Raw genomic sequence first — 21432 nt, forward strand, 5'->3', positions numbered from 1 at the left:
TTAGGATTTTCTCTTTTAAACCTAGAACCTGTGGAAGGTTTGGTATTGGCAACAGGTAGGAATCCTAGTGGTCAAGTCATGGCTGAGAAAAATCCTGATCCCGATTTTCGTGAGGCTTAATCCCTCGGTAAGGAAACCCAGGTGTGAATAATCGTAAACATTCGCTACGGATTTCCTTATTAAGAATTTCATGAAAGTCTGATATGGATATTTTGCTGCTAGCACCCCATCCTTTTTATCAGGATCGAGGGACTCCCATTGCAGTCAATCTTGTCCTCAAGGTCTTATCCGAACGGGGGGATCACGTTGATGTGCTTACGTTCCACGAAGGAAGGGCTGTGGACTATCCAAACGTCAGTATTTACCGAATACCCGCATGGCCGTTCCTCCGCAACATTCGACCAGGATTTTCGTTGAAAAAGTTGCTGTGCGATGGATTGCTGGGCGTCAAGTTGATCTTGCTGCTTTGTCAAAAGCGATATCACCTGGTTCATGCTGTGGAAGAATCGGCCTTTATGGCGCTGGTGGTGAAGTGGATATTACGGATTCCCTATCTCTATGACATGGACTCTTCGTTGGCACAACAAATGATTGAGAAATATCCTCGTCTGGCTATTCTGTCCCAGGCATTCACATATTGCGAACGTCGGATCGTCAAGTCTGCCTCTGTCGTGCTGCCTGTCTGTGAAGCATTGGTCAAGAGAATTGAACCGTATCGCCCGTTAAAAGTCATACTCCTTGAAGATGTCCCCCTTCTTGGAGAATCGACAAATTCCTTCACAGCGGTGAACCAGGATCTGGATGTCCCAGGCATACGGATCTTATATGTCGGAAATCTCGAGGCCTATCAAGGCATCGATTTGTTGTTGGAAAGCTTTGCTCTGGCCTTGAGGGAGGTCTCACCGATCACGTTGTTTATTGTTGGCGGGGAAAAGGACGATAGAGATTCATATTACCGGAAAGCCGGAAAATTAGGTGTCGACGGCCACGTGTATTTCCTGGGGCCACGGCCTCTTGACCAATTATCTGTTTATCTTTCGCAAGCGGATATTTTGGTGTCGCCAAGAATCAAAGGCAATAATACTCCGATGAAATTGTATTCCTATCTCGCCAGTGGAAAGGCCGTCCTCGCCACAAATTTGATGACCCATACCCAGGTTATCAATCGGGATGTGGCCATGTTGGCCGACCCGACTCCGGAATTATTTGCTGATGGGTTGGTTCAGCTTATTCGGAACCGACCCTTGCGAGTGTCTCTTGGGCAGGCCGCGCAGAAACTGGTTGAGGAGAAATACAGTTATCCCGCATATCGCATGAAATTGAATGCGGCCTATGATCATCTCATGACGACCATACAACAGCCCTCCGAATCTATAACTTAGGTCGGACTTTCTATTTATTTTAGCTGCGATGTTGACCAGAAATTTACCTCGTTTAGCGAACGCCCGGTACGATGTCGCGGTGGTAGGCGGAGGAATTTATGGTGCCTGTGTGGCCTGGGATGCGAGTCTTCGTGGATTATCGGTGGTGCTGTTTGAGCAAGGGGATATCGGTTCAGGGACATCGGCCAATAGCTTAAAGATCATTCATGGAGGATTTAGATATTTACAGCATGGGGATGTTACGCGAATGCGGGAATCCATGCAGGAGCAAATGGCTCTTATGCGGGTTGCCCCCCATTTGGTTCATCCCTTGCCTGTCCTTATTCCCACCTATGGGCATGGCCTGCGAGGAAAAGAGGTTTTTGCATGTGCCTTAGCAATCAACGATCTTATCGGGTTTGATCGAAACCGATTGGACGACCCGCAAAAACATATTCCACGAGGACGAATTCTCTCCCGACGTCAGGTACTGGAGCTGTTGCCGAATATTCCTGAACATGATCTGACGGGTGGTGGAGTGTTTCATGACGGTATGGTGTACAACTCAGAGCGATTGCTTCTGTCATTTCTCCATTCGGCCGAATCAATGGGGGCGGAAGTGGCGAATTATGTCAAGGTGGTGGGATATCTCAAAACGAAGGATCAGATTCGTGGGGTAGAAGCTGAGGATCAGCTCTCAGGGGAGCGCTTTCAAGTCGAAGCCAACGTGGTGGTGAATGCGTGCGGACCCTGGTTGGATCAAACGGAAGACATGTTGTCTGATCGACCCGGATACCACAAGATCCCGTGGGTCAAGGCTTTTAATATTATTACCCGTCCATTGTTCTCTTCCTATGCGGTCGGGCTGGCGGCCAGAGAAGTCTATTCCGATGACCGAGCTCTGCTGAAAAAGGGGAAACGATTGCTCTTTATGGTGCCCTGGCGTGATTGCTCCCTCATCGGAACATCCTATCGCTCCTATGAAGGCAAGCCGGATGAGTTCAGGATTTCCGAGGAAGATATTCATGAATTTTTGGAGGAGATTAATCAGTCCTATCCCCACGCGGCTCTCACGATGGAAGATGTGGCCATGGTCAATGGCGGATTGCTCCCTGGAGCGAAGGCGGAGTCTCGTCGAAGAGATATTCAACTGGAAAGTGGAGTTTACATCCGTACAAGGGAAGATGTGGGCGCGCGAAATGTTATCTCGCTGGTGGGGGTGAAATTCACAACGGCACGAAGAGTGGCCGAGCATGTGGTTGATCGGGTGTTTCGGGTGTTGGGCAGAAATCCATCACCTTCACAAACGGCTATAACTCCTCTTTATGGAGGAAATATTGGCAGGTTTCAGGAATTTTTAAATCAGGAAATGAAAAGTGCACCAGGGAAATTGAGTCAAAAAACTGTACATCGCTTGATTCACAATTATGGGTCTTCTTATCGCATGGTACTTCAGTATTTGCCTGATTCGGGCGAGAGAAACACCTCCGACGGGTCAGAATCTATGGAGATTCTCCAAGCAGAAGTCCGGTATGCCTTGCGGGAGGAAATGGCCCAACGATTAAGTGATGTGGTTTTTCGCCGAACAGAGTTAGGGACGGCTGGTTATCCAGGCGATATGGCCCTGGATTTGTGTGCGGATATTCTTTCCCAAGAGTTGGGATGGAGTGAATGCCGGACCCTAGAGGAGTTGGCCATGGTGCGAGGTCGGTATCCAGGATGAACAGGACGAAACACGCAGAGCCCATATGGCCCTTGCGACTCTTTAAAAAATCCGTCTTGAAACAACGGAAATACAAAGAACTCACCGAAGCACTTGGCGAAACGACGACATTACACTGTCTGGATATTGGCGCGGATAATGGTGTGATCAGCTATCTGCTTCGTCAACGGGGAGGACAGTGGAAAAGCGCGGACTTGGATCAAACCACTGTGGAAACGATTCAAGATTTGATTCAGGAACCGGTGTTTCAGATTGATGATCGTCCAACACCATTTGCCGACAATGAATTCGACCGTGTGGCCGTGATCGATTTCCTTGAACATATTCACAATGATGAGGCCTTTATCCGTGAGCTGCATCGGATTGTGAAGCCTCATGGACGAGTCGTTCTGAATGTGCCGCACATAAAACCGACTCTCCTCAGAAAAATTCGATTGGCCATTGGCCAGACTGATGAAAAACATGGGCATCTCCGCCCGGGATATACCCTCGGTGACATCAATCGGATACTGGGCGATCATTTCCAGGTGGTATCGGAGAAGACCTATTCCAAATTCTTTTCAGAATGTATCGATACGTTGATCACGTTTGCGTTTGATCTCCTGAAGAGAGGGAAGCGGACTTCTGCGAAAGGGCTGGTGGTGACCGGGAAAGATCTGAAGCAATATCAAAAAATTTTCACCATGTATTCATTGCTCTACCCGATTATTTGGACGATCTCGAAACTTGATACCGCCTTATTTTTTACGAGTGGATACATGCTTTTAGTGGTTGCTCAAAACAAAAAGGATGCAAACGCGTAATGGGACGAGTCATGGTCACGGGCGGAAAAGGGTTTTTGGGGACCCATCTTGTCAGGCGGTTACTCGCAGACGGTCAGGAGGTTCGGGTCTTTGCGCATCGGGGGAGCAAGCAGGGTGAGGCCTCGCCAGCCACTACGGGGTGTGAAGTCATATGGGGGGACATCCGTAATCTCCAGGATGTGGAGCAGGCCGTGAAAGGAGTGGAGAAAATATTTCACTTGGTCTCCAACTTTCGAAAAGGGGGATCGGATAAGACCGATGCCTATGCCGTGAATGTCGAAGGGACAAAGAATGTGCTCGGTGCCGCCAAGAAATATGGGGTTGGTCGGGTGGTGCATTGCAGTACAATCGGCGTCCATGGGGATGTGCAGTCGATTCCGGCTCATGAAGAAACCCCGTTCAACCCCACGGATTTATATCAGGAAACGAAGCTCCTGGCGGAACAGTACGTGTGGAAATTTCATCAGGAAACAGGGTTGCCCATTAGCGTCGTTCGACCGATTTCTCTGTATGGGCCGGAAGATCTTCGAATGCTGAAACTGTTTCGCACCATAAAAAAGCGACAGTTTATCTATATCGGGCAAGGCAATGTATTTTTTCATCCCGCCTATATTGATGATGTGATTGAAGGGTTTCTGCTTTGTGCATCACATGAGAAGGCCGTAGGTGAAGCGTTCATCATCGGAGGAGATGGATACCTTCCCTTGCATGACCTCGTGGATCGCATTTCCGCGCAACTTCAGGTTCCTGCCCCGAGTATGCATATTCCCCTTAGGCCCGTGGAATGGCTTGCCGGTCTCTGTGAGTCGGTCTGCACCCCACTGGGAATAGAACCTCCTCTGCACAAACGACGGGTGAGTTTTTTTAAAAACAATCGGGCTTTTTCCATCGAAAAAGTCAAACGCGTGCTTGGCTATGCTCCACGCGTATCCTTAGAGGAAGGGCTGAAACGAACCATCCGTTGGTATGAGGATCATGGACTCCTCTAAACGTTGCCCATGGTCCATATCAAGAATCTACGGGGATCTCTAAACACTATGTATCTGTTTGCAATCGGCAAGGGAGCACCGGGATGAATGAGAGACCGCTAGTCGAGTCGCTTGGGGACGAAAAACTTTCTCCGTATCGTCAATACCTCAGCATGTTCGTTGGCGAGGAATCTCTTGGTGCGCTGGCCAAATATGAACTGTTTATCTCGGTGCTGGGTCGATTACCCGGTGCCATCGGGTATTTCGTACGGGGCAAGTGTTATCCAAGGCTGCTGGGGTCCGTGGGTCGAGGGACGGTCTTTGGTGCAGGGGGCGTGCTCCGTTGTCCGGGAAGAATTCACCTGGGGCGGGGAGTGATGATTGATGATTGCGTAGTTCTTGATGCCAAAGGACACGGCTCTTCCATCGTGCTTGGCGATCAGATCCTCCTGGGCCGGAATAGTATTCTCAGTTGTAATGACTCCTCGATGTCCATCGGCAACTTCGTGTCGATTGGCCCATTTTGTTTTCTGGTTTCACGCAGTCATTTGACGATAGGGTCAAATGTCGCGATCGGAGCAGGAACGCACATGCTTGGTGGCGGCCATGCGCATGATGACCCCGATGTGCCGGTCATTCAGCAAGCCCGGACATCGAAGGGGATTACCGTTGAAGACGGTGCCTGGATTGGCATTGGCGCAAAGATTCTTGATGGCGTCACGATTGGGAAAAATAGCATTGTCGGTGCGGGCGCCGTCGTCTCCAAGGATGTCCCCCCATGGACCGTGGTGTTGGGTAACCCCGCCCGAGTCGTCGAGAAACGAAAGCAGGTCAACGGAGCATGAAGAGTCTTCCCATAGTCTGGCAAGAAGCGGAAGGTCTGTGGCCGGATAAGATTGCTCTGATCACTGCGGAAGAAGAACTGACCTATCGTGAATTGGCTCGGCGTATACGTCGTGTATCCAACGCACTCATTCGTCAATGGGACGTTCGGCCGGGCCACGTGGTGGCTTTGCTGGCTCCGAACAGCGTTGAGTTCGTCGTGAGTTACTTTGCGGTGACCGCGATTGCCGGGATTGTTCATCCTGTCGATGAGCGTCTGAAGCCTGAGGAGATCGGCTTTCTTCTTGAAGACTCCGGTGCCCGGTGCGCGATTGTTCATCAGGCGCTCTGGTCCAAATTTTCGACGGTGTGGAAGACACTTCCCGCCCTCGAACATGTATTGTCTATTGGCAAGGTTGAAACACATTCAAATGTTGAATGTTTCGATAGGTGGTTGAACCTGCCGGCCGATCCCGGGGATCTCCATGAATCGGGGATTTCACCAGCGCCTGACGCCATCGCCGAGTTCATGTATACCTCGGGTACGATAGGCAAGCCGAAGGGCGCCATGCGGTCCCATGGCAATGCCAGAGCTGCATCCGGTAACGCACGTCGGGCATTTGGCTACCGGCATGAGGATGTCATTGCCATCGTCATGCCACTCAGCCATTCCAGTGCCCTGGTTAGTCAGATGTTGCCCATGATTGAAGTGGGAGGAACAGCCGTGTTGGTAGAACGTTTTGATGCGGTTGATCTTCTGGCACGAATTCGTAAGTGGAACGTCACCTGCTTCCGTGCGGTGCCGGCCACCTTCAAAATGTTAATGGTCTATCCGGAGTTTCATGCCGATTATCTTCCCTCTTTGCGTTTGTTGATGAATTCCAGCGCGGCGATCGAGTCTCAAACCCATTTGGCCATCAAGGAGCGGTTCCCCAACGTAGAGTTGGTCAATTCGTACGGGCTGACCGAAGCCTCTACCTGCACGATACTCTCAGATACCGTCGGACTGGAACATCCGGATTCCATCGGTGTTCCGATACCCGGTGTGGAGATGGCAGTTATGGACGACGAGGGTTGCCCTGTGGAGGAGGGACTGACGGGCGAGATTTGGGTTCGAGGTCCGCATGCGTGCCTTGGTTACCATCGACTTCCGGCGGAAACGGAAGCGTTGTTTGCACCCGGAGGTTGGTTGAAAACCGGTGACATGGGCCACAAGGATTCCCTAGGGCTTTTTTACTTTCATGGACGTAAAGTTGATGTCATTAACTGTGGGGGTAGGAAGTATGCCCCCGTAGAAGTGGAACAATGCATATTGGAGCTCAAGGATGTTGCCGAGGTGGCGGTGCTTGGTGTGCCCCATCGTGTCCTTGGCCAGGTTGCCAAGGCCTATGTGGTTTTTCGGGACCGCGCGACTGGAGATCTTAAAGCGGTGACCCGCCATTGTGCCAGGTCTCTTCCGAGTCACAAGGTCCCGTTTTTTATGGAGGCGGTTGATGCCTTGCCGAGAAACAGTCTTGGCAAGATGCTGCATCGGGAGCTGAAGGCAGAGTCACCACCAGCGTTGCACAAAGTGTCACGGAATGGATAAGGACGAACATTATGTCAAACACACATGCGAAGGTGATCGAGTTTCTTTCAGGATTGCTTCAGGTGGATATTCCTCCGGATATCGACGATCTGCACCGCAGGGAATTCTCCGACTGGGATTCCATCAATCATCTGCGTCTGATCATGGAGCTTGAAGAAATGTTAGGTGTGAGTCTTGAGGACGAACAAGCCGCAGACCTATCCTCATCGCGACAAATTGAGGCCCTGTTCCTTAAACATGGTTTGACGTTACCTGGAGAGGAATCCTCATGAAAATAGGCATTTGTGCCAGAACATGGGGAGAAAATGGCGGCATTGGTGTCTATACGCGAAGCGTGATTGAGGCCATTTTACATTTGGATACTCGAAACGAGTATCACATTCTTTACTCCAGTAAGGCACACCTTGGATCGCTTCCTGGCACGGATCGCGTCCGGGAGGTGTACCTGTCTGCCAAAGGCAAGTGGATGTGGGATCAATGGGCAGTGCCGAGGTATGCGCATCGTGAGGGTCTCGACCTGATCTTTCACACCAAGTTTGCCATCCCGTTCCTGGCGCGATGTAAAACAGCCATGGTACTCCATGGGACTGAACGGTTTGTCCACCCTGAGTTTCATCAGACTGCGGATCTCTGGTTTTTTAAAACCGTCTATCCCCAGTATTTAAAGCAGGCCTCCCTTATCATTGCGGTATCCAATCGAGCGAAGGAGGATATTATTTCCTACTTGGGTATTGATCCGGATAAAGTGAAGCTGGCCTACCTTGCCACTGATCCTATCTTTCGATCGATTACTGATCCAAGACAGCTGGACCCGGTCAGAGTTAAATACAAACTACCATCGCGATTTATTCTGTTTGCCGGCCATATCTATCCTGGGAAGAATTTCACACGCCTTTTGGAGGCTTTTTCGAAGGTAAGAAAACATGTCGATGTTCATCTTGTCGTGGCCGGCGGTATGCGTTGGAAGTATCAAGAAGACATGAAAACTCTAGAAAGCTTGGGATTACAAGACTGCGTTCATTTCGCCGGGTATGTTCCGCAACATGAACTTGTCGCGTTTTACAACCTCGCTGCTGCAACAGTGTTTCCTTCACACTACGAAAGCTTTGGCCTGCCAAACATAGAGGCGAATGCGTGCGGATGCCCGTTAGTCACCAGTCGTACAGGAGGAAGTCCTGAAGCGGCAGGAAATGCCGCTATCTATGTCGATCCACTGGACGTTGCGGAAATTGCAAATGCCATTGGTCGGGTCTTGACCGATGACGCCCTGCGGCAAACACTTATTGCCAAGGGATATGAAAACGCGGCACGGTTTTCTTGGGAGAAAACGGCAAAAGCCACGCTGGATGCCTTTGAGTGGGTCGTTGCTCCTGCCTAAGGTGCAACATTGACTATACGACATTTCAAGAGAAGCTTTGAGAAGAACCGTAACGAGCTGCTTGGATTGGGGCTCGGACGGTATCCTCTATTTGTGCGTTCGGATGTGCAACCCGAACAGATCCCTGTCTTTCAGTTTCACGACGTTTCAACGGCCACCCTCCAACCGATCTTGGAATTTATTGCCCGAAATGCCTATGTCACCCTGACGGGAGATGAGTATTACGAACGGACAGTCGGGGCTTCGCCACGTGGGGATCGTGAAGTGTTGCTGACATTCGATGATGGTCAAGCCAGCCTCTATACCGTCGCCTTTCCCTTGCTCGGTAAGTTCAAGCAAAGGGCCGTGGCCTATATCGTCCCTGGGCGAGTGCCAAATGGCGGAACGAATTTGTCTGGAACCGATTTAGAGGGTGCTCTTTGCAGTTGGCCACAGATACGCGAAATGCATTCAAGTGGTGTCATAGATTTCCAGTCACATTCTCTGTATCACCACAGTATCGCCATCTCTCCGACGGTAGTGGATTTCAAAAGGCCAGGCCTTTCCACTTCGTTTCTGGAGTCAGATCTTGCGCCGATTCGTCAGCAAACTTTGGATAGTTCTCGCACCGAACTTCATAACCTTTGGGGATCGCCGATATATCAATGGAATGCACGTATGTGTGCCAATCCAGCGTTTATCGAAAACGTTCAAATCGAAGACCTGTGTGTCAGATACGTGGCAGATCACGGCGGTCAAGAATTCTTTTACGATCGGGACTGGCGGCGTCAACTCAAACAAATCATAAAGAATGCACAGGGAAAATGCGCTCCAATTGAATTCGAAACTGCCGATGAACAACGAAACGCTATCCTCACGGATCTGTGTCAGTCGAAGGCAGCCATTGAAGCCAACCTACCAGGTAGCCGGGTGCGGCATTTTTGTTTTCCCTGGTACAGGGGGTCTGCACTTGCAGCGGAGCTTTCCCTTGAGGCCGGGTACGTCACCAACGCTTGGGGGAGTCTCCTGCCGCAATTCGTGAATAAGGATGGGGTCCAACCGCTCCCAATCTCACGGCTTCAACCGAAGTATATCTTTAGGCTTCCGGGCGTTGGGCGTAGGCCATTATGGAGGCTATTCGGTCGAGCAATGTAGTGGGTGGTTGTCACATGGATGGGGTAACGAGGAAGGGTAGAGATGTTACGTTGCCGAATTTTAGGAACGAACCATTTGTTCCCATGAGAGATTAGCTGTCTTATGAATGAAGATGCCAATAATGATGTTGGGGCAGGAGCAAGGATATTCAGGAATTTCGGGTATTTAACCATCGGGAAGCTCCTTGCTGATGGATGCACATTTCTGTTCTTCCTTGTTCTCGCTCGAACCTATGGCCAAGAAGGCATCGGGCAGTATTCGTTTGCCATGGCCTTGACGGGTGTACTTTCCGTTTTTGCCGATTTCGGGATCCAAACCCTGTCCATAAAGAATCTGAGCCGTTACAGGGATCAGGTAACGACCTACTATGGCCGCCTACTGGCGGTTCGTCTTTTGCTATCGGGAATGGTTATATCTCTGCTGCTGGTGATGACGGCCCTGTTCCCCTTCCCGGATGAGATGAAGCTTCTCATCGTTGTGATCGGAGCCTATCAAATTTTTCTCACCCTGGTTGAGGGATTTGGAGCTGTATTTGTCGCCTGGGAGGATATGCACATCACGAGTCTTTTTGAGGTCTCCCTTCGAATCACGACAGCTTTAACAGGGATGGTGATTGTTTATCTGGGTGGAAGCCTGTTACTCGCCGTATCATCCCTGCCAGTCATGACCTTACTTCATGTGGCACTTGGGTATCACTTAATTCTCAGGCGTTGTGGGGCGCTTCGTATTTCGGTTAGGACTGCCGGTGTTCGTCAGGTGTTGCGCGAAGCGTTCCCCTATGCCCTGTATTCCCTGTTGGATCTATTCTCCTCCAGGGTTGCCTTATTATTTGTCGGGTTCATGCTTACTGTATCCGCCACCGGGGTCTTTAATGTCGCCTATCGATTTATTGTGGTCCTGTTGTTTATGCCGATATTCGCCGGCCTCGCAATCTTACCGCTTGCATCCCGTCTTTATGTCAGTTCGTTGGAGGAGTTTCAGGAACTCTATCGAGTCACGCTAAACGTGGCTATTGTTCTTGGTCTTCCAATGGCGGGGGGTATTTGGCTGATTGCACCAAGATTGATCGAGCTTCTTTATGGATTAGAGTTTGTTGAATCAATTGTCATACTCCGTTGGCTTGCCTGGCTCGTCCCGGTGGTATTTCTCAGGTGTATCATGCGGGTTTTTCTCATAGCCAGTGATCGCCAGGAGGCCGTCACCAGAAGCCAATTTCTTGTTGCGTGTGTCGGGGGCATTCTTCACTACTGGCTTATTAGCAGGTTTGGTTTGCAAGGGGCAGCGGTAGCAACGCTCTTGGCGGAACTTTTGCTCATTGGGCTTCTTGGCTTTCAGCTTAAGAAGTTTTTTGTGTGGCAGAACGTCGGTATCAGAATTGTTGTTAGTAGCACTGCGGTCGCCGTTTTTCTGATGATCTTAGTGTTTTGGTTCAGTTTGCCACTGTCTGCCACGATACTTTGTGCTGTCCTCATTTATAGTGGCGTGTTGGTTCTTTTTAGCGATATTCGACAGGATGAACTTCGGCTGCTTCTCAACTATTTATCGCATAATCGTCCAATACAGAGTGGTCTTACCAAATAACAAGCTAAAAAACCGGGCAGAACTAGAGAAGGTAAGTGAGACATGTGCCCTATGAACATAAAAATACTCGACCATGCCGGTGGTCCGGCGTTGAATAAAGAGTACACTTTTAGGCCGAAGGGGTGTTCGAATGAAACTCCATCTGTTCACGAGCAAAATTTGAAGTGGGGAGCAAGCGTCCATAAAGGATCGTAAGAAAGTTGTGTTCATATACTCGTGGTCTAATTTAAAAGGATGATGCCAGTGAACATACAGGTAGTGAGATCGAGTCAAGATTTGGACCGCTTGGGCCCGGTCTGGGACGAGGTAGCGAGAACCAACACTACCTGTCCTCCCTGGGCCACATATGATTGGTTTAGCTCATGGTACTACGCGTCTTCCGAAGCGATTAGTCCTTTCATTATCCTATTTCTGGAAAATGGAAAGCCCATCGGTCTGGCACCGCTTGTACGAACTGTAGTCAGGCACTATGGGATGTCGTTTGTTCAGCTAGGCTTTGTATCTGACACTAATCCCAATGAAATAATCATTGGTCAGTCTGATCAATCCCGGTGTGTTGCGGCATTCTTCTCGTACCTTTATGAGGCGGAAAACGAATGGGATGTCATGAAATTGCGGGGCTTGAAGAAACAGTCAACGACAATGCATTTATTAGAGGATTTTTTGAAGAAAAATCCACGTAGATGGATATGGGATACCAGTATTGAATCACCCTTCTTGCCTATTAAAACTGACTGGGAGAATTACTACAAAAATCTTTCAAAAAATCTTCGAAATTCTATACGTAGGGGTATCAAGGATATTCAGAAGTGCGGAACGCTCAAGACGTTAGATTATTCAACCCCTGATAGGGTAGACGTAGGAATTGAAATTATTTATGAAATATCCGAACGGAGCTGGCAGGCTCAAGAGGGCACTGATATTTCCTCAGGCAAGGACGGTCGATTTTATGCTTCCTTTGCGAAAGCGGCGGCCGATCGTGGGTGGTTGAATCTCAAAATTCTATTTCTCGATGACCATCCCATAGCCTTTGAATACAATATATGTTTTGGAGGTACCGTGTACGAACTCAAGTCTGGCTACGACCAAGCTTATCGGCAATTTTCCCCGGGGAAAATATTAATGAGGTACAACGTCGAGTATTTTATTTCCAATAAATTCAGTGAAATTGATTTTATGGGGGCGTCAGATGACTATAAGCTGCAGTGGACAAAGCTGGTTTGCCCATATACGAACCTCTGGATGTATGCACAAAAGAAGAAGTCGATGGTCCATTACTTCATAAGAGCCAAAATTATTTCAAAAGTTAGGCACTATAAGAGCATTAAAAAGCTTCAGCGTAAGATTAGTCGCCTAGGGAGCAGACCCGACAAACAACTATAGATATTGGTCGCTTGCAATGGTACTTGCCGGCCCGAGGGCATTACAGGAGACTGTGACATGAAATTGAAGATCAAGAGAATCCAGACCTATAAAGAATTGGACGGCTTAAAGGTAATCTGGGAAGAATTTCAGAACGCTAAAAATGGGCCATCGGTATTTCAATCGTGGACCTGGAATCGTGCATGGTGTGAGGAAGTTCTCCAATCACAAAAATATGCCAATTTAGATGTCCGGGTGGCAGAAGAATCAAATGGAAAGATAGTAGCTATTCTACCAACGTATCTCGACAAAAGGACGATACCGGGAATTTCCACACTGCAATTCCTTGCCCACCGGATGTCGATCTACAACGATATACTACTCTGTGAGCCTGAAAATCAGGAACTTGCCCTGGCTGTAGCTGAATCGCTCATTGAATCCCTCGGTCCAACTACCATAGTCCACCTCCGTCACTTGGGAGGGGAGTCAACCTTCACAAAGGCACTTCTCCTGAAGAATTGGGCGCAGATTCAGTGCCCACGATTATTGCTGAGGAATGATCCCGCTATCACCGATCAAAGCAAACGCCTTGGTCAGACAAGGCGAAAAGCTTTTCGTTCAGCGCATAATCGACTAATGAAAGAGTATTCGATCGAATACCGGGTAGTTAAGTCGCAGGACTTCAGTCCTGCCATGAGTGAACTCATTGAACTTCATTTGCGACGATTTGACGCAAAAGGCCAGTCCAGTTTGTTGCAGGGGCAAACTCTTCCATTTCTTCAGCGGGCCATGCAAGATAGCACGAACCGGAATCAATTTGAGATCGTCCAGCTTCGAGCTAATGACACCACAGTGGCAGCCGTCTTAATGGTAAAGGATCGAAAGAGTTATATTTACTTTCAAGGCGGTTTTGAACCAGAGTTTTCCCGTTATTCACCCATGCGCCTTCTTTTAACAGAGACGATTCGTAGAGGTTTTGAGGAACTCGGCTGTGAAGTTTATGACTTAGGTGATGGTTACGGGACCTACAAGTGCGACTGGTCGCCAACAGCTGCTATGAATTATTTCTGTTGTCGAGGTAATAATCCCCTCTACGCAAATGTTTTTGCGACAGCAACAAGATATGCATTTCAGCGGAGAACCTTGAGCTGTCTTTCCGAAGAAGTCCTAGAATTATCTGGAATTCAACCGCACTAGCCACCAATTCACTCACCAGATTTCAGGGAGCAGGCTCTGATTGCTGTCATTAACTTGGCTAGGAAGGGGGAGTGAGATCGATTAAATTACAATTTTCTCCTGCGTGGATCCGGGGTCCTCGTGGCCGAGTTCCCCCTGAGATTGCCGTATGTCCCCAAAGTATTTAATGACCTCTGCAGGGCGATTGGGAATACGCAATAGACCAAAAGTCCTTTTCGAGTGATACTCGATCCGTTTCCAGATAGTACGCTCCTTCTTCTTGTAATTTCTCCCAGCACCCGTTTGCGGTATCCCCGGAACAGCGTGAGACTGCTCGATGAGTGCCAAGAATTCCAGAAGGACTCCAGGCAGAAGATGCGTTATCTTAAATTCAACAGATAGCAGCCCGTCTTTCGGCTGGAGAGCGGGGCGAATCACCGCGAGCAGGTTCCCCGTATCAACACCCTTCGTCAGATGGTGTATGCAGGCGCCGAGATTTTTGAAATCCCGCTTTAGCATCGGCCAGAACAGCGTGTTGTTGCCGCGGTAATGAGGAGGGATTCCGTAATGTATATTGATAGCTGCTAGCTTTGGTATCCCGATCAGCTCGGCGCTGAGCATTGGCGCACCGCAGGACATCAGTACATCAGGCTGAAGGCTGTCGATCAGTTCAACTCCCGGGCGAGAATTCATATCTGATTCAGGAAACGGAACGATGTTCGGGATCGATGGCTGTGTTCCGCCGGGGTAGAGCCTATTAATCAGGCGGTCCCTGTGGCGCCTTTCACCCATCTTTCCGAGCCAGTTTCGAAGTAATCGAGTTGCACCCGTGAGGGAGCTGATATGTACCTCGGGTGCTTTCTGCGAACGGACGGGTTGAATGATGACGGTTGACGGATATTGCTCAATGATTTTCCTGGCCACATAGGCTTCGCTGGCGCCGCAATAGCTAATTATGACGACCTTCAATGACACCTCGTGAATCCTTTTGCCGAACCCGGTTCGATCGCGTGAACTGCCAATGAAAACAACCTATCGCTGGACCATAATTATGTCAAGGCGAGCCTGATAATTGAGTGAATTGGGAATAACACATCGCAAATACTTGGGACCGCATAGAGTGTGCCGAATGATCATGGACCACTCACTAATTTTCGCGCACCTTCACAGGGTCTGTGCAGAGCTCTCGTTGCTGGTATACAAATTTCTTCGCTTTTACTCCATATTCCAGATTCTCAGGGGTTTGGATCGTACCCCACGTTGTCGTGGCATTCAGCATAGTCCACTTTATTTGAACACTCCAAGTTCCTCCTTAAATGGAAAGTGGTCCAAGGAACGACTCGACTTTAGTTGTCGACAACAGGGTGACATACGCCCCCTCGGGTGTTTGTCACCCTGGGCCTGATAGTGGCTACTGGTATTGTTTAAGGCAATACGGCCTCTGTTCTTGTGTAAACTCAATTGTGATCTCATAGGCGTGCAAGTTCAGATCTTTAAATTAACTGAGCACCTCAGTCATTCAACAATAACAATGTCAGTACAGGTTCCTCTTCCGTTAATGCGCACGTAAATAATTTTATCTTTACATGTTTGAGTGAAGTGTTCACGGGTAAATTGGCTGCCTTGATCGGAGTTCATGCTAACTGGGCAGTCATATTCTTCAGTCGCTCCTTTCAAGACATCCATGGGGGAATATAATTATTTGGGACTCTCTCACTTAAGAGATGTCAAGTTATCCGTGGCCACCTCACTGGAACATGGAACGGCCACCAGGTGACATGACGGATCACCGAGAGTTTTTACTTGGGCTTGGTCATGGCTATGCGCCTAGTCATTGGCCGGGTCCGAGGCGGATCAAAACACACCCCTCCATCGGCAACTGCCCGATGTTGCATGCGGCTTTTGCTGTAACGGTTTAGGGGTAACAGAGGTGGCTATCCCTGTCCAAATACGTTCTCCCCCCTGGCGATTTGGTGCTTCTTCCAGTCCTGCACCTGATCGTGATGTAGGTCGAACAGTTTGGCTCATTCCACCAGGGTGCGGTCCACTCCGTATAGTTAAAGTGGTCTTTCACCTTGAGGTTCGGAGAGGGAAAATGCCGCGCGCTTTGCATCTTCAGAAATATTGGTTAAAAGGAAACATACTGCAGAAAATTTCCCTGAGAATCCCATGCTTTCTGTCTATGGTTGCAGTGGTCTTCCTGACTATCGACTTAGTCAAATATTCGTTTTATGCTAATTACTGAATTTAATTAATGCTACGAGGCCCATTAGCCTCGCCGGTTTTTGGCCATGGAAAGCATCTACGGGGAGGTTGGATATGTGGCATGTATGGTTAATATATTGTCCCGGGTTTTTTGGAGCGGTCTGATGAAGCGTGCAATTCTAGTTTGAAGCGTGAACGTCCATGAGTTCCTTTCCAACTCTGGGTGCCAGCAACGTCCTATTGGCAGCTAAAGGATTTCAGGCAGCGATCAGCAATACTTGGCGATAAAAAGTCACTGCCCAAAGCTGTGGCTAGTCACAAATTGTGGGAAAGATAATTGTGGGTACCGTGCCGGTGTCGCATCTTCTCATGATCTTAGTGCATTAAGAGCGTGTTCGAAAGGTGAGAATTCTAAGGAGGGAAAAATGATTGATGGAATGGTCAGCCGAATAACCGGCCTCGCAAAGAAGGTCATCATGTCTAATAAAGCTCTAGACAGGCTGTTTTATGATTTTTCTAATATGGGGGAGTTTAGCAGTCTTTACCAGCATGAAAAAATGTTGGCAGACCATTTACGCGTCGATACCTATCATGACGCTATCCGTGCGCATGTTAAGGCGGGAGATACGGTTATTGATCTGGGAACCGGTACGGGCATTCTTGCACTTTTTGCGGCACGACAAGGAGCCAAGGTTTACGCCATTGATCATTCCAGTTTCATTGACATCGCACGGACAACAGCCGCAAAGAATGGTATCGACACCATCACATTCGTACGTTCTAACAGCCAGCGCTTCAATCCCCCGGAGAAAGTTGACTTCATCATACATGAACAAATGGGCGATGATCTGTTTAACGAGAATATGATACATAACCTGCTGGACTTGAAACGACGGGCTTTAAAGAGCACCGGAAAGATTTTACCTGGGCGATTCGAACTGTTTCTGGAACCTGTTGCTCTGAAGAAAGGTCGCAGAATGCCCTTTCTCTGGGAGAAGCCTGTTACCGTGCGTGACCTTCCTCAGGGGGTTGACTTCAGCTTCTTGCGTGATCTTCCAGAAGCCAAGGCATTCCAACCACCTGGTTATATCCGACACATGGTGGAAGAAGCTGCAGTGGATTTTTTCCTTTGTGAGCCTCAGCCAATTATGACATTTGATCTGAATAAGATGGATGATGCCAGTACGGTACCAATGCATTGGCAGGCGAACAAACGTGTTAATCGGGCTGGAGGTCTTGATGGATTTTGTCTGTACTTCCTGGCTGACTTTGGAGAGGGTTTTCAGCTTGACACTCGTCCTGGGCGTACCCATTGGCCAAACCGGCTTTTCCGAATGCCTCGTGTGGAGTATGCCGTTGGGGATACGATTCGATATGCAGTGCACGTCGGGGATATTAGGAGATCATATACTTGGACCTTCACAGTTGAATAAACGATACTGGCATGTATCCAACCAACCAACCAATCAATCCCAGAATTCTCAAACTAATTTGGACTTATTGGCCTAGAGGAATGGGAACTTTCCGCCTGAAAAGATAAATGAGTGAACAAGGTCTCAGGTATCCTGCGATAGAAATTTGAAGCTAAGAATAGCTGCAAAGGCTGCTCTTACTGAGGTCCCTTGTGCTGATTGCCTCCTGTATGAGGAGTTATCCTGGCTAAGGGGACAGTTGTTTCGCACAAGGTGCTCTTGTAAGGAGTGCGAAAAAATCATGAGCAAAGCCAAAAGCATGCTTTCCCTTCGTTGGCCTGTCAATCTAATCCTGACGCCAACGCTCTAGAATTTTTATGATTAAACAGATTGGCCTCAATACTGGTTTCTTTGCAGCTACGTATTATTGATGAATGATTATGACTGCGTTTAAGGTTTTTATTTTGATGCACTGGTCTATTATTGATTTAGTTTTCTTATTCCATATTTTTATGGAAATGAACTTTTTTGCATTACCAGCGACTCCAACTTACTTCCTGGTACCTTGATATGCCTTAAGATTTGGCTTTTTCTCCGAATGGAAGAAAGGGATTTCTTGGGGTAAAACCCATTCCTTTGAATCGCATCCGGCATGCTCCTGGTACGATGGCGTAGATTTTGCTTGCGCTTACAATCAGTTTTTAGTGAACCACAAATCTTACCACAGGTTGAAAAAACTAAACGGGGGCGAAATGAAAATGGAAAAGAGCAAAACAGGAAAAGTGTCAATTTTGAAAATTCAAGGAAGGCATGACGTATGTATCACAATGCGAATTTTATTCCTTGGAATTATAAGTTTGGCAATGCTAGGGCAGGCGTTTGCCCTTGATACGATTCCGGAAAAACTCTCTGATTGGACTGAAAAAGGGGTTGTTCTCCAAAACAGTTCAGGCGTTGCTTGGGAAAATAAACCTGGTATCGCCGTGAGTGGTATCTCGAAAGTGGGCGGGATCTATTATCTCCATTATCTCGCAGGGTTTAACGGGTGTTGGGATGCGGATGGTGATGTCAACCATCAATCTCTCGGTCTTGCCACCAGTACGGACGGAGTGAATTTTACGAAATTCACAGGTAATCCATTGTTGAAACCCCATGATTTTGTATCTGTAAGTTCCCAGGAAGAGGGGATCCGAACTGCGTATATTCAGTATCTTCCCTCGAAGGGGAAGTTTTACGGATACTTTGGTGTTGAATCGCCAGGGGGTTCTCAGACATGTAACTTTGGTGGTGGAGGAACCTGTGGATGTAATATAAGTGTTGATTCTCGGGTGTATGGAGCGACGTCGGTTGACGGGAAAGCTTGGACGGTGGAAGGGTCAGTCGGTGGCACATATTCCTCAAGTGGGAGCGAAGTCTATGCTGCAGGTTGGGTTTATGATGGCAGCCAATTTGGTCTGTACGTGACTACTGCTGAGGGTGGCCAGCTAAAATCTGCCTCTAGAGGATCAAATGCATGGAGCCTCAATGAATTGGGCGGTATCAGTGCATTGGACTGGGGCTGGTCCGGACTCGATGTCTATTTACACGATGATAACAACACTCTCACATTAATATATAATCCCCAGGGTGGTAGTCATCCCGGGAGTAGCAATGACAATCTGTATTTTGCTACCACTCACCTCGACGACATGAGGAAAATACAAAATGAGCGGGTCATCACGACATCAGGAGTACTACAAAATAAAATATTGCGGGATGGCAATGAATGGAAATGGTATTACAGTGATGACCCGAGTTGGAATAATAATGTCATCAGGCTTCGCACGCACCCGATTGCCAATTCAGACAATGTGCCACCCGAACCTCCCAAAAATCTGAATGTCGCGCCCATTCCTTAATTGCATTTTTCAGTGCAACTCTTGCTCTTGATTGAGTGAATGGTTTTGATAGCCTCGTGGCTTTCTTTCGCCGATCAATAATGAACGGTGCGCATACAGGAGCAGCTAGAGGCGGCTGATCTGTGAGTAAGGTTACCAATTGCGCATTGATTGTGAACGGTTGAGAATCAACTTCTAGCAGTCTAGATAATGGGAGTGAATATTTCCAGGATCAGTCGTGAACTTTCATTAAGCTGAAGCCTTTCTCTCTATCATTTTCAAATGCCCATTCGCCCTCCCTTTCCGCACTTTTAGATTTCAGATTGGTTCGCAGATATCGTCTTTTACCTACAAGACTTTTTTCTTTTTGAGATTCCTTCTATGACGAGGCACCCAGTCACCGTTTTGTGCTCCGCCTAGACCTCGATTTTAATCCTATCCACCCAGTTCACAGAATCAATTCGTTGTAGTTGCCAGGGACCCATCCCCCGCATGTTAGTGGCATGGAATGGACGGAGCGTCCTATGGTTTTCTGTTCAACTTGGATTTGTAGGAAGGCTTGTATCTCCATGGTGGAGTTGTATTAAAAGATAGGACAGCAGGTCTTTCGCCTGCCTACAAACGAATAGAGTTGTTCAGAAGGTGACAGGTTCCTCTCGACGACTTTGGCCTGTGCGGTCACTTGGCTAAGGACCTTTAGTTTCGTCTTTCCCTATCCGAAACATAACTACATATTCATTTTTGTCAGTTCTCATGATAAATAGGAATTCTGTGTTGTTTGTTCCCTATTTTCTTTGCTTGGGATTCCTTGTCTTTGAGAAATGTGGTTGAGCGTAAGGGGAGCTCATGACTTTCTCCCGAAATAGTCCTTGTGACCACGCTTGATCGGTGTAGGGAATGCGAGCGGAAACACAGGTGAGTCATTTGAGTTCATTATTCAAAGGCGCATAGGTTTCTGTTCGGAGTTTCTTGGATAAAGGTTTTGGATGATGCGACCTCTCCTTTCTATTGTTGTTCCAATTTACAATGAGGAGGAATGTGTCCATCCCCTTTATGAAGCGATACGAACGGCCTGTGAGAGGAATGAACAATCGTATGAAATCGTGTTTGCGGATGATGGAAGCAAGGACCGTACCTATGAGTTACTTGAAGACATTCATCGAAAAAATCCTGAAGTCACCGTGATTCGTTTACGAAAGAATTTTGGACAGACCGCAGCGATGGCTGCAGGGTTCAGAGCGGCTCGCGGGCACATTATTATCAGTATGGATGGGGATCTTCAAAATGATCCCAGTGATATCCCGCAATTGTTGGCCAAGATCGCAGAAGGCTATGACGTGGTCTGTGGATGGAGGAAGGAACGGAAAGATAAATTTCTTTCTCGGCGATTTCCTTCACTCATTGCAAACTGGCTTATCGGCAAAATCACAGGAGTAGCCATTCATGATAATGGATGTTCACTGAAAGCCTATCGAGCCTCCATTATTAAACGCGTAGCTCTATATTCAGAATTGCATCGGTTTATTCCGGCAATGGCAACTTTGTCCGGTGCGAGAATTACTGAATTGGTTGTCACCCACCATCCACGGATGTTCGGAAAAAGCAAATATGGAATTTCAAGAGCGTGGCGTGTGTTTTTGGATTTGTTTTTAGTGAAAATGGTGACCGGGTTTGCCGCCAGGCCGGCATTGTGGTTTGGCATACTCGCCATTCCTGGAGCGTTGTTGGCGGGGCTGAGTTTGGTCGGCATGGTTTTCTCAGATACCATTGGAATTGTATTCCCTGCTACGACTTTTTTGTTATGCGCACTGACAGGGCATTTGCTGACTATGGGAATGCTTGGTGAAATGATTCTCTTTTCCGGGGATTTTCGTCCGGATCAGATGATTTGGAGAGATCAGACTCAATGATTCTTTCGTCCAGTCTTCAAAATTGGCAAGGGAATGACCTAAATCGGTTTGGAATGATGTATCGACCGCCTCACGCATATGTCCGGACGGGGGTGGACTTTCATTGGATTGCCAGTCTTTTTGAAGGCCAAT

Annotated in this window: 16 protein-coding genes; 15 read left to right on the forward strand and 1 reads right to left on the reverse strand. The window is 48.2% G+C overall.

The window, feature by feature from the left end; all coding sequences use genetic code 11:
• The first annotated feature begins 203 nt into the window (after window positions 1-203).
• The 12 genes from ACWHYD_RS05680 to ACWHYD_RS05735 all read left to right on the forward strand — a co-directional run bounded on the left by ACWHYD_RS05680 (window position 204) and on the right by ACWHYD_RS05735 (window position 13917).
• Complete coding sequence (locus ACWHYD_RS05680) at window positions 204-1382, forward strand: glycosyltransferase family 4 protein (protein ID WP_447964942.1); 1179 nt, start codon at window positions 204-206, stop codon at window positions 1380-1382.
• Between the two features lie 28 nt (window positions 1383-1410).
• Entirely contained in the window at window positions 1411-3084 is a 1674-nt protein-coding gene (locus ACWHYD_RS05685; protein WP_447964943.1) for a glycerol-3-phosphate dehydrogenase/oxidase, read from the forward strand.
• The gene (locus tag ACWHYD_RS05690; RefSeq protein ID WP_447964944.1) at window positions 3081-3887 is read left to right on the forward strand and encodes a class I SAM-dependent methyltransferase; all 807 of its coding nucleotides are present in this window, start codon (window positions 3081-3083) and stop codon (window positions 3885-3887) included. Before ACWHYD_RS05685 ends, ACWHYD_RS05690 begins: the two co-directional genes overlap by 4 nt.
• A complete protein-coding gene (locus ACWHYD_RS05695) occupies window positions 3887-4876 on the forward strand; it encodes an NAD-dependent epimerase/dehydratase family protein (RefSeq protein ID WP_447964945.1) in 990 nt (329 codons plus the stop codon). Before ACWHYD_RS05690 ends, ACWHYD_RS05695 begins: the two co-directional genes overlap by 1 nt.
• An 83-nt stretch (window positions 4877-4959) precedes the next feature.
• Entirely contained in the window at window positions 4960-5700 is a 741-nt protein-coding gene (locus ACWHYD_RS05700) for an acyltransferase (protein WP_447964946.1), read from the forward strand.
• Complete coding sequence (locus tag ACWHYD_RS05705) at window positions 5697-7265, forward strand: class I adenylate-forming enzyme family protein (RefSeq protein ID WP_447964947.1); 1569 nt, start codon at window positions 5697-5699, stop codon at window positions 7263-7265. The genes ACWHYD_RS05700 and ACWHYD_RS05705 overlap by 4 nt, the downstream gene beginning before the upstream one ends.
• A gap of 11 nt (window positions 7266-7276) precedes the next feature.
• Window positions 7277-7537: an acyl carrier protein gene (locus tag ACWHYD_RS05710; RefSeq protein WP_447964948.1), complete on the forward strand. Its 261-nt coding sequence runs from the start codon at window positions 7277-7279 to the stop codon at window positions 7535-7537.
• Window positions 7534-8643, forward strand: coding sequence for a glycosyltransferase family 4 protein (locus tag ACWHYD_RS05715; protein WP_447964949.1), 1110 nt, complete (start codon window positions 7534-7536; stop codon window positions 8641-8643). Before ACWHYD_RS05710 ends, ACWHYD_RS05715 begins: the two co-directional genes overlap by 4 nt.
• 9 nt (window positions 8644-8652) lie before the next feature.
• Complete coding sequence (locus ACWHYD_RS05720) at window positions 8653-9777, forward strand: polysaccharide deacetylase family protein (protein ID WP_447964950.1); 1125 nt, start codon at window positions 8653-8655, stop codon at window positions 9775-9777.
• A gap of 102 nt (window positions 9778-9879) precedes the next feature.
• The gene (locus ACWHYD_RS05725; RefSeq protein ID WP_447964951.1) at window positions 9880-11358 is read left to right on the forward strand and encodes a flippase; all 1479 of its coding nucleotides are present in this window, start codon (window positions 9880-9882) and stop codon (window positions 11356-11358) included.
• A 474-nt stretch (window positions 11359-11832) separates the two neighbouring features.
• The gene (locus ACWHYD_RS05730) at window positions 11833-12741 is read left to right on the forward strand and encodes a GNAT family N-acetyltransferase (RefSeq protein WP_447964952.1); all 909 of its coding nucleotides are present in this window, start codon (window positions 11833-11835) and stop codon (window positions 12739-12741) included.
• A 57-nt stretch (window positions 12742-12798) separates the two neighbouring features.
• On the forward strand, window positions 12799-13917 hold the full coding sequence (locus ACWHYD_RS05735) for a GNAT family N-acetyltransferase (RefSeq protein ID WP_447964953.1): 1119 nt from the start codon (window positions 12799-12801) through the stop codon (window positions 13915-13917).
• A gap of 81 nt (window positions 13918-13998) precedes the next feature.
• Here the strand turns inward: ACWHYD_RS05735 and ACWHYD_RS05740 are convergent, their stop codons facing one another.
• Window positions 13999-14865, reverse strand: a complete 867-nt coding sequence (locus ACWHYD_RS05740) for a formyl transferase (protein ID WP_447964954.1) — start codon at window positions 14863-14865, stop codon at window positions 13999-14001.
• Between the two features lie 1661 nt (window positions 14866-16526).
• On the opposite strand from ACWHYD_RS05740, the gene ACWHYD_RS05745 reads away from it, so the two are divergent.
• From ACWHYD_RS05745 to ACWHYD_RS05755, 3 genes are all read left to right on the forward strand, one after another.
• Window positions 16527-17534, forward strand: a complete 1008-nt coding sequence (locus tag ACWHYD_RS05745) for a methyltransferase domain-containing protein (protein ID WP_447964955.1) — start codon at window positions 16527-16529, stop codon at window positions 17532-17534.
• A gap of 806 nt (window positions 17535-18340) precedes the next feature.
• A complete protein-coding gene (locus ACWHYD_RS05750) occupies window positions 18341-19411 on the forward strand; it encodes a hypothetical protein (RefSeq protein WP_447964956.1) in 1071 nt (356 codons plus the stop codon).
• Window positions 19412-20376: 965 nt separating this feature from the next.
• Window positions 20377-21300 carry a glycosyltransferase family 2 protein gene (locus ACWHYD_RS05755; protein ID WP_447964957.1) on the forward strand — a complete coding sequence of 308 codons (924 nt, stop codon included), beginning with the start codon at window positions 20377-20379 and terminating at the stop codon, window positions 21298-21300.
• Window positions 21301-21432: the final 132 nt, after the last annotated feature.

The sequence above is a fragment of the Nitrospira sp. Ecomares 2.1 genome (assembly GCF_965152585.1).

What these genes read in the sequence shown, in the direction of transcription:
- ACWHYD_RS05680 (WP_447964942.1), top strand. Translation starts at nt 204, where the DNA reads ATGGATATTTTGCTGCTAGCACCCCATCCTTTTTATCAGGATCGAGGG.
- ACWHYD_RS05685 (WP_447964943.1), top strand. Translation starts at nt 1,411, where the DNA reads ATGTTGACCAGAAATTTACCTCGTTTAGCGAACGCCCGGTACGATGTC.
- ACWHYD_RS05690 (WP_447964944.1), top strand. Translation starts at nt 3,081, where the DNA reads ATGAACAGGACGAAACACGCAGAGCCCATATGGCCCTTGCGACTCTTT.
- ACWHYD_RS05695 (WP_447964945.1), top strand. Translation starts at nt 3,887, where the DNA reads ATGGGACGAGTCATGGTCACGGGCGGAAAAGGGTTTTTGGGGACCCAT.
- ACWHYD_RS05700 (WP_447964946.1), top strand. Translation starts at nt 4,960, where the DNA reads ATGAATGAGAGACCGCTAGTCGAGTCGCTTGGGGACGAAAAACTTTCT.
- ACWHYD_RS05705 (WP_447964947.1), top strand. Translation starts at nt 5,697, where the DNA reads ATGAAGAGTCTTCCCATAGTCTGGCAAGAAGCGGAAGGTCTGTGGCCG.
- ACWHYD_RS05710 (WP_447964948.1), top strand. Translation starts at nt 7,277, where the DNA reads ATGTCAAACACACATGCGAAGGTGATCGAGTTTCTTTCAGGATTGCTT.
- ACWHYD_RS05715 (WP_447964949.1), top strand. Translation starts at nt 7,534, where the DNA reads ATGAAAATAGGCATTTGTGCCAGAACATGGGGAGAAAATGGCGGCATT.
- ACWHYD_RS05725 (WP_447964951.1), top strand. Translation starts at nt 9,880, where the DNA reads ATGAATGAAGATGCCAATAATGATGTTGGGGCAGGAGCAAGGATATTC.
- ACWHYD_RS05730 (WP_447964952.1), top strand. Translation starts at nt 11,833, where the DNA reads ATGTCGTTTGTTCAGCTAGGCTTTGTATCTGACACTAATCCCAATGAA.
- ACWHYD_RS05735 (WP_447964953.1), top strand. Translation starts at nt 12,799, where the DNA reads ATGAAATTGAAGATCAAGAGAATCCAGACCTATAAAGAATTGGACGGC.
- ACWHYD_RS05745 (WP_447964955.1), top strand. Translation starts at nt 16,527, where the DNA reads ATGATTGATGGAATGGTCAGCCGAATAACCGGCCTCGCAAAGAAGGTC.
- ACWHYD_RS05750 (WP_447964956.1), top strand. Translation starts at nt 18,341, where the DNA reads ATGCGAATTTTATTCCTTGGAATTATAAGTTTGGCAATGCTAGGGCAG.
- ACWHYD_RS05755 (WP_447964957.1), top strand. Translation starts at nt 20,377, where the DNA reads ATGATGCGACCTCTCCTTTCTATTGTTGTTCCAATTTACAATGAGGAG.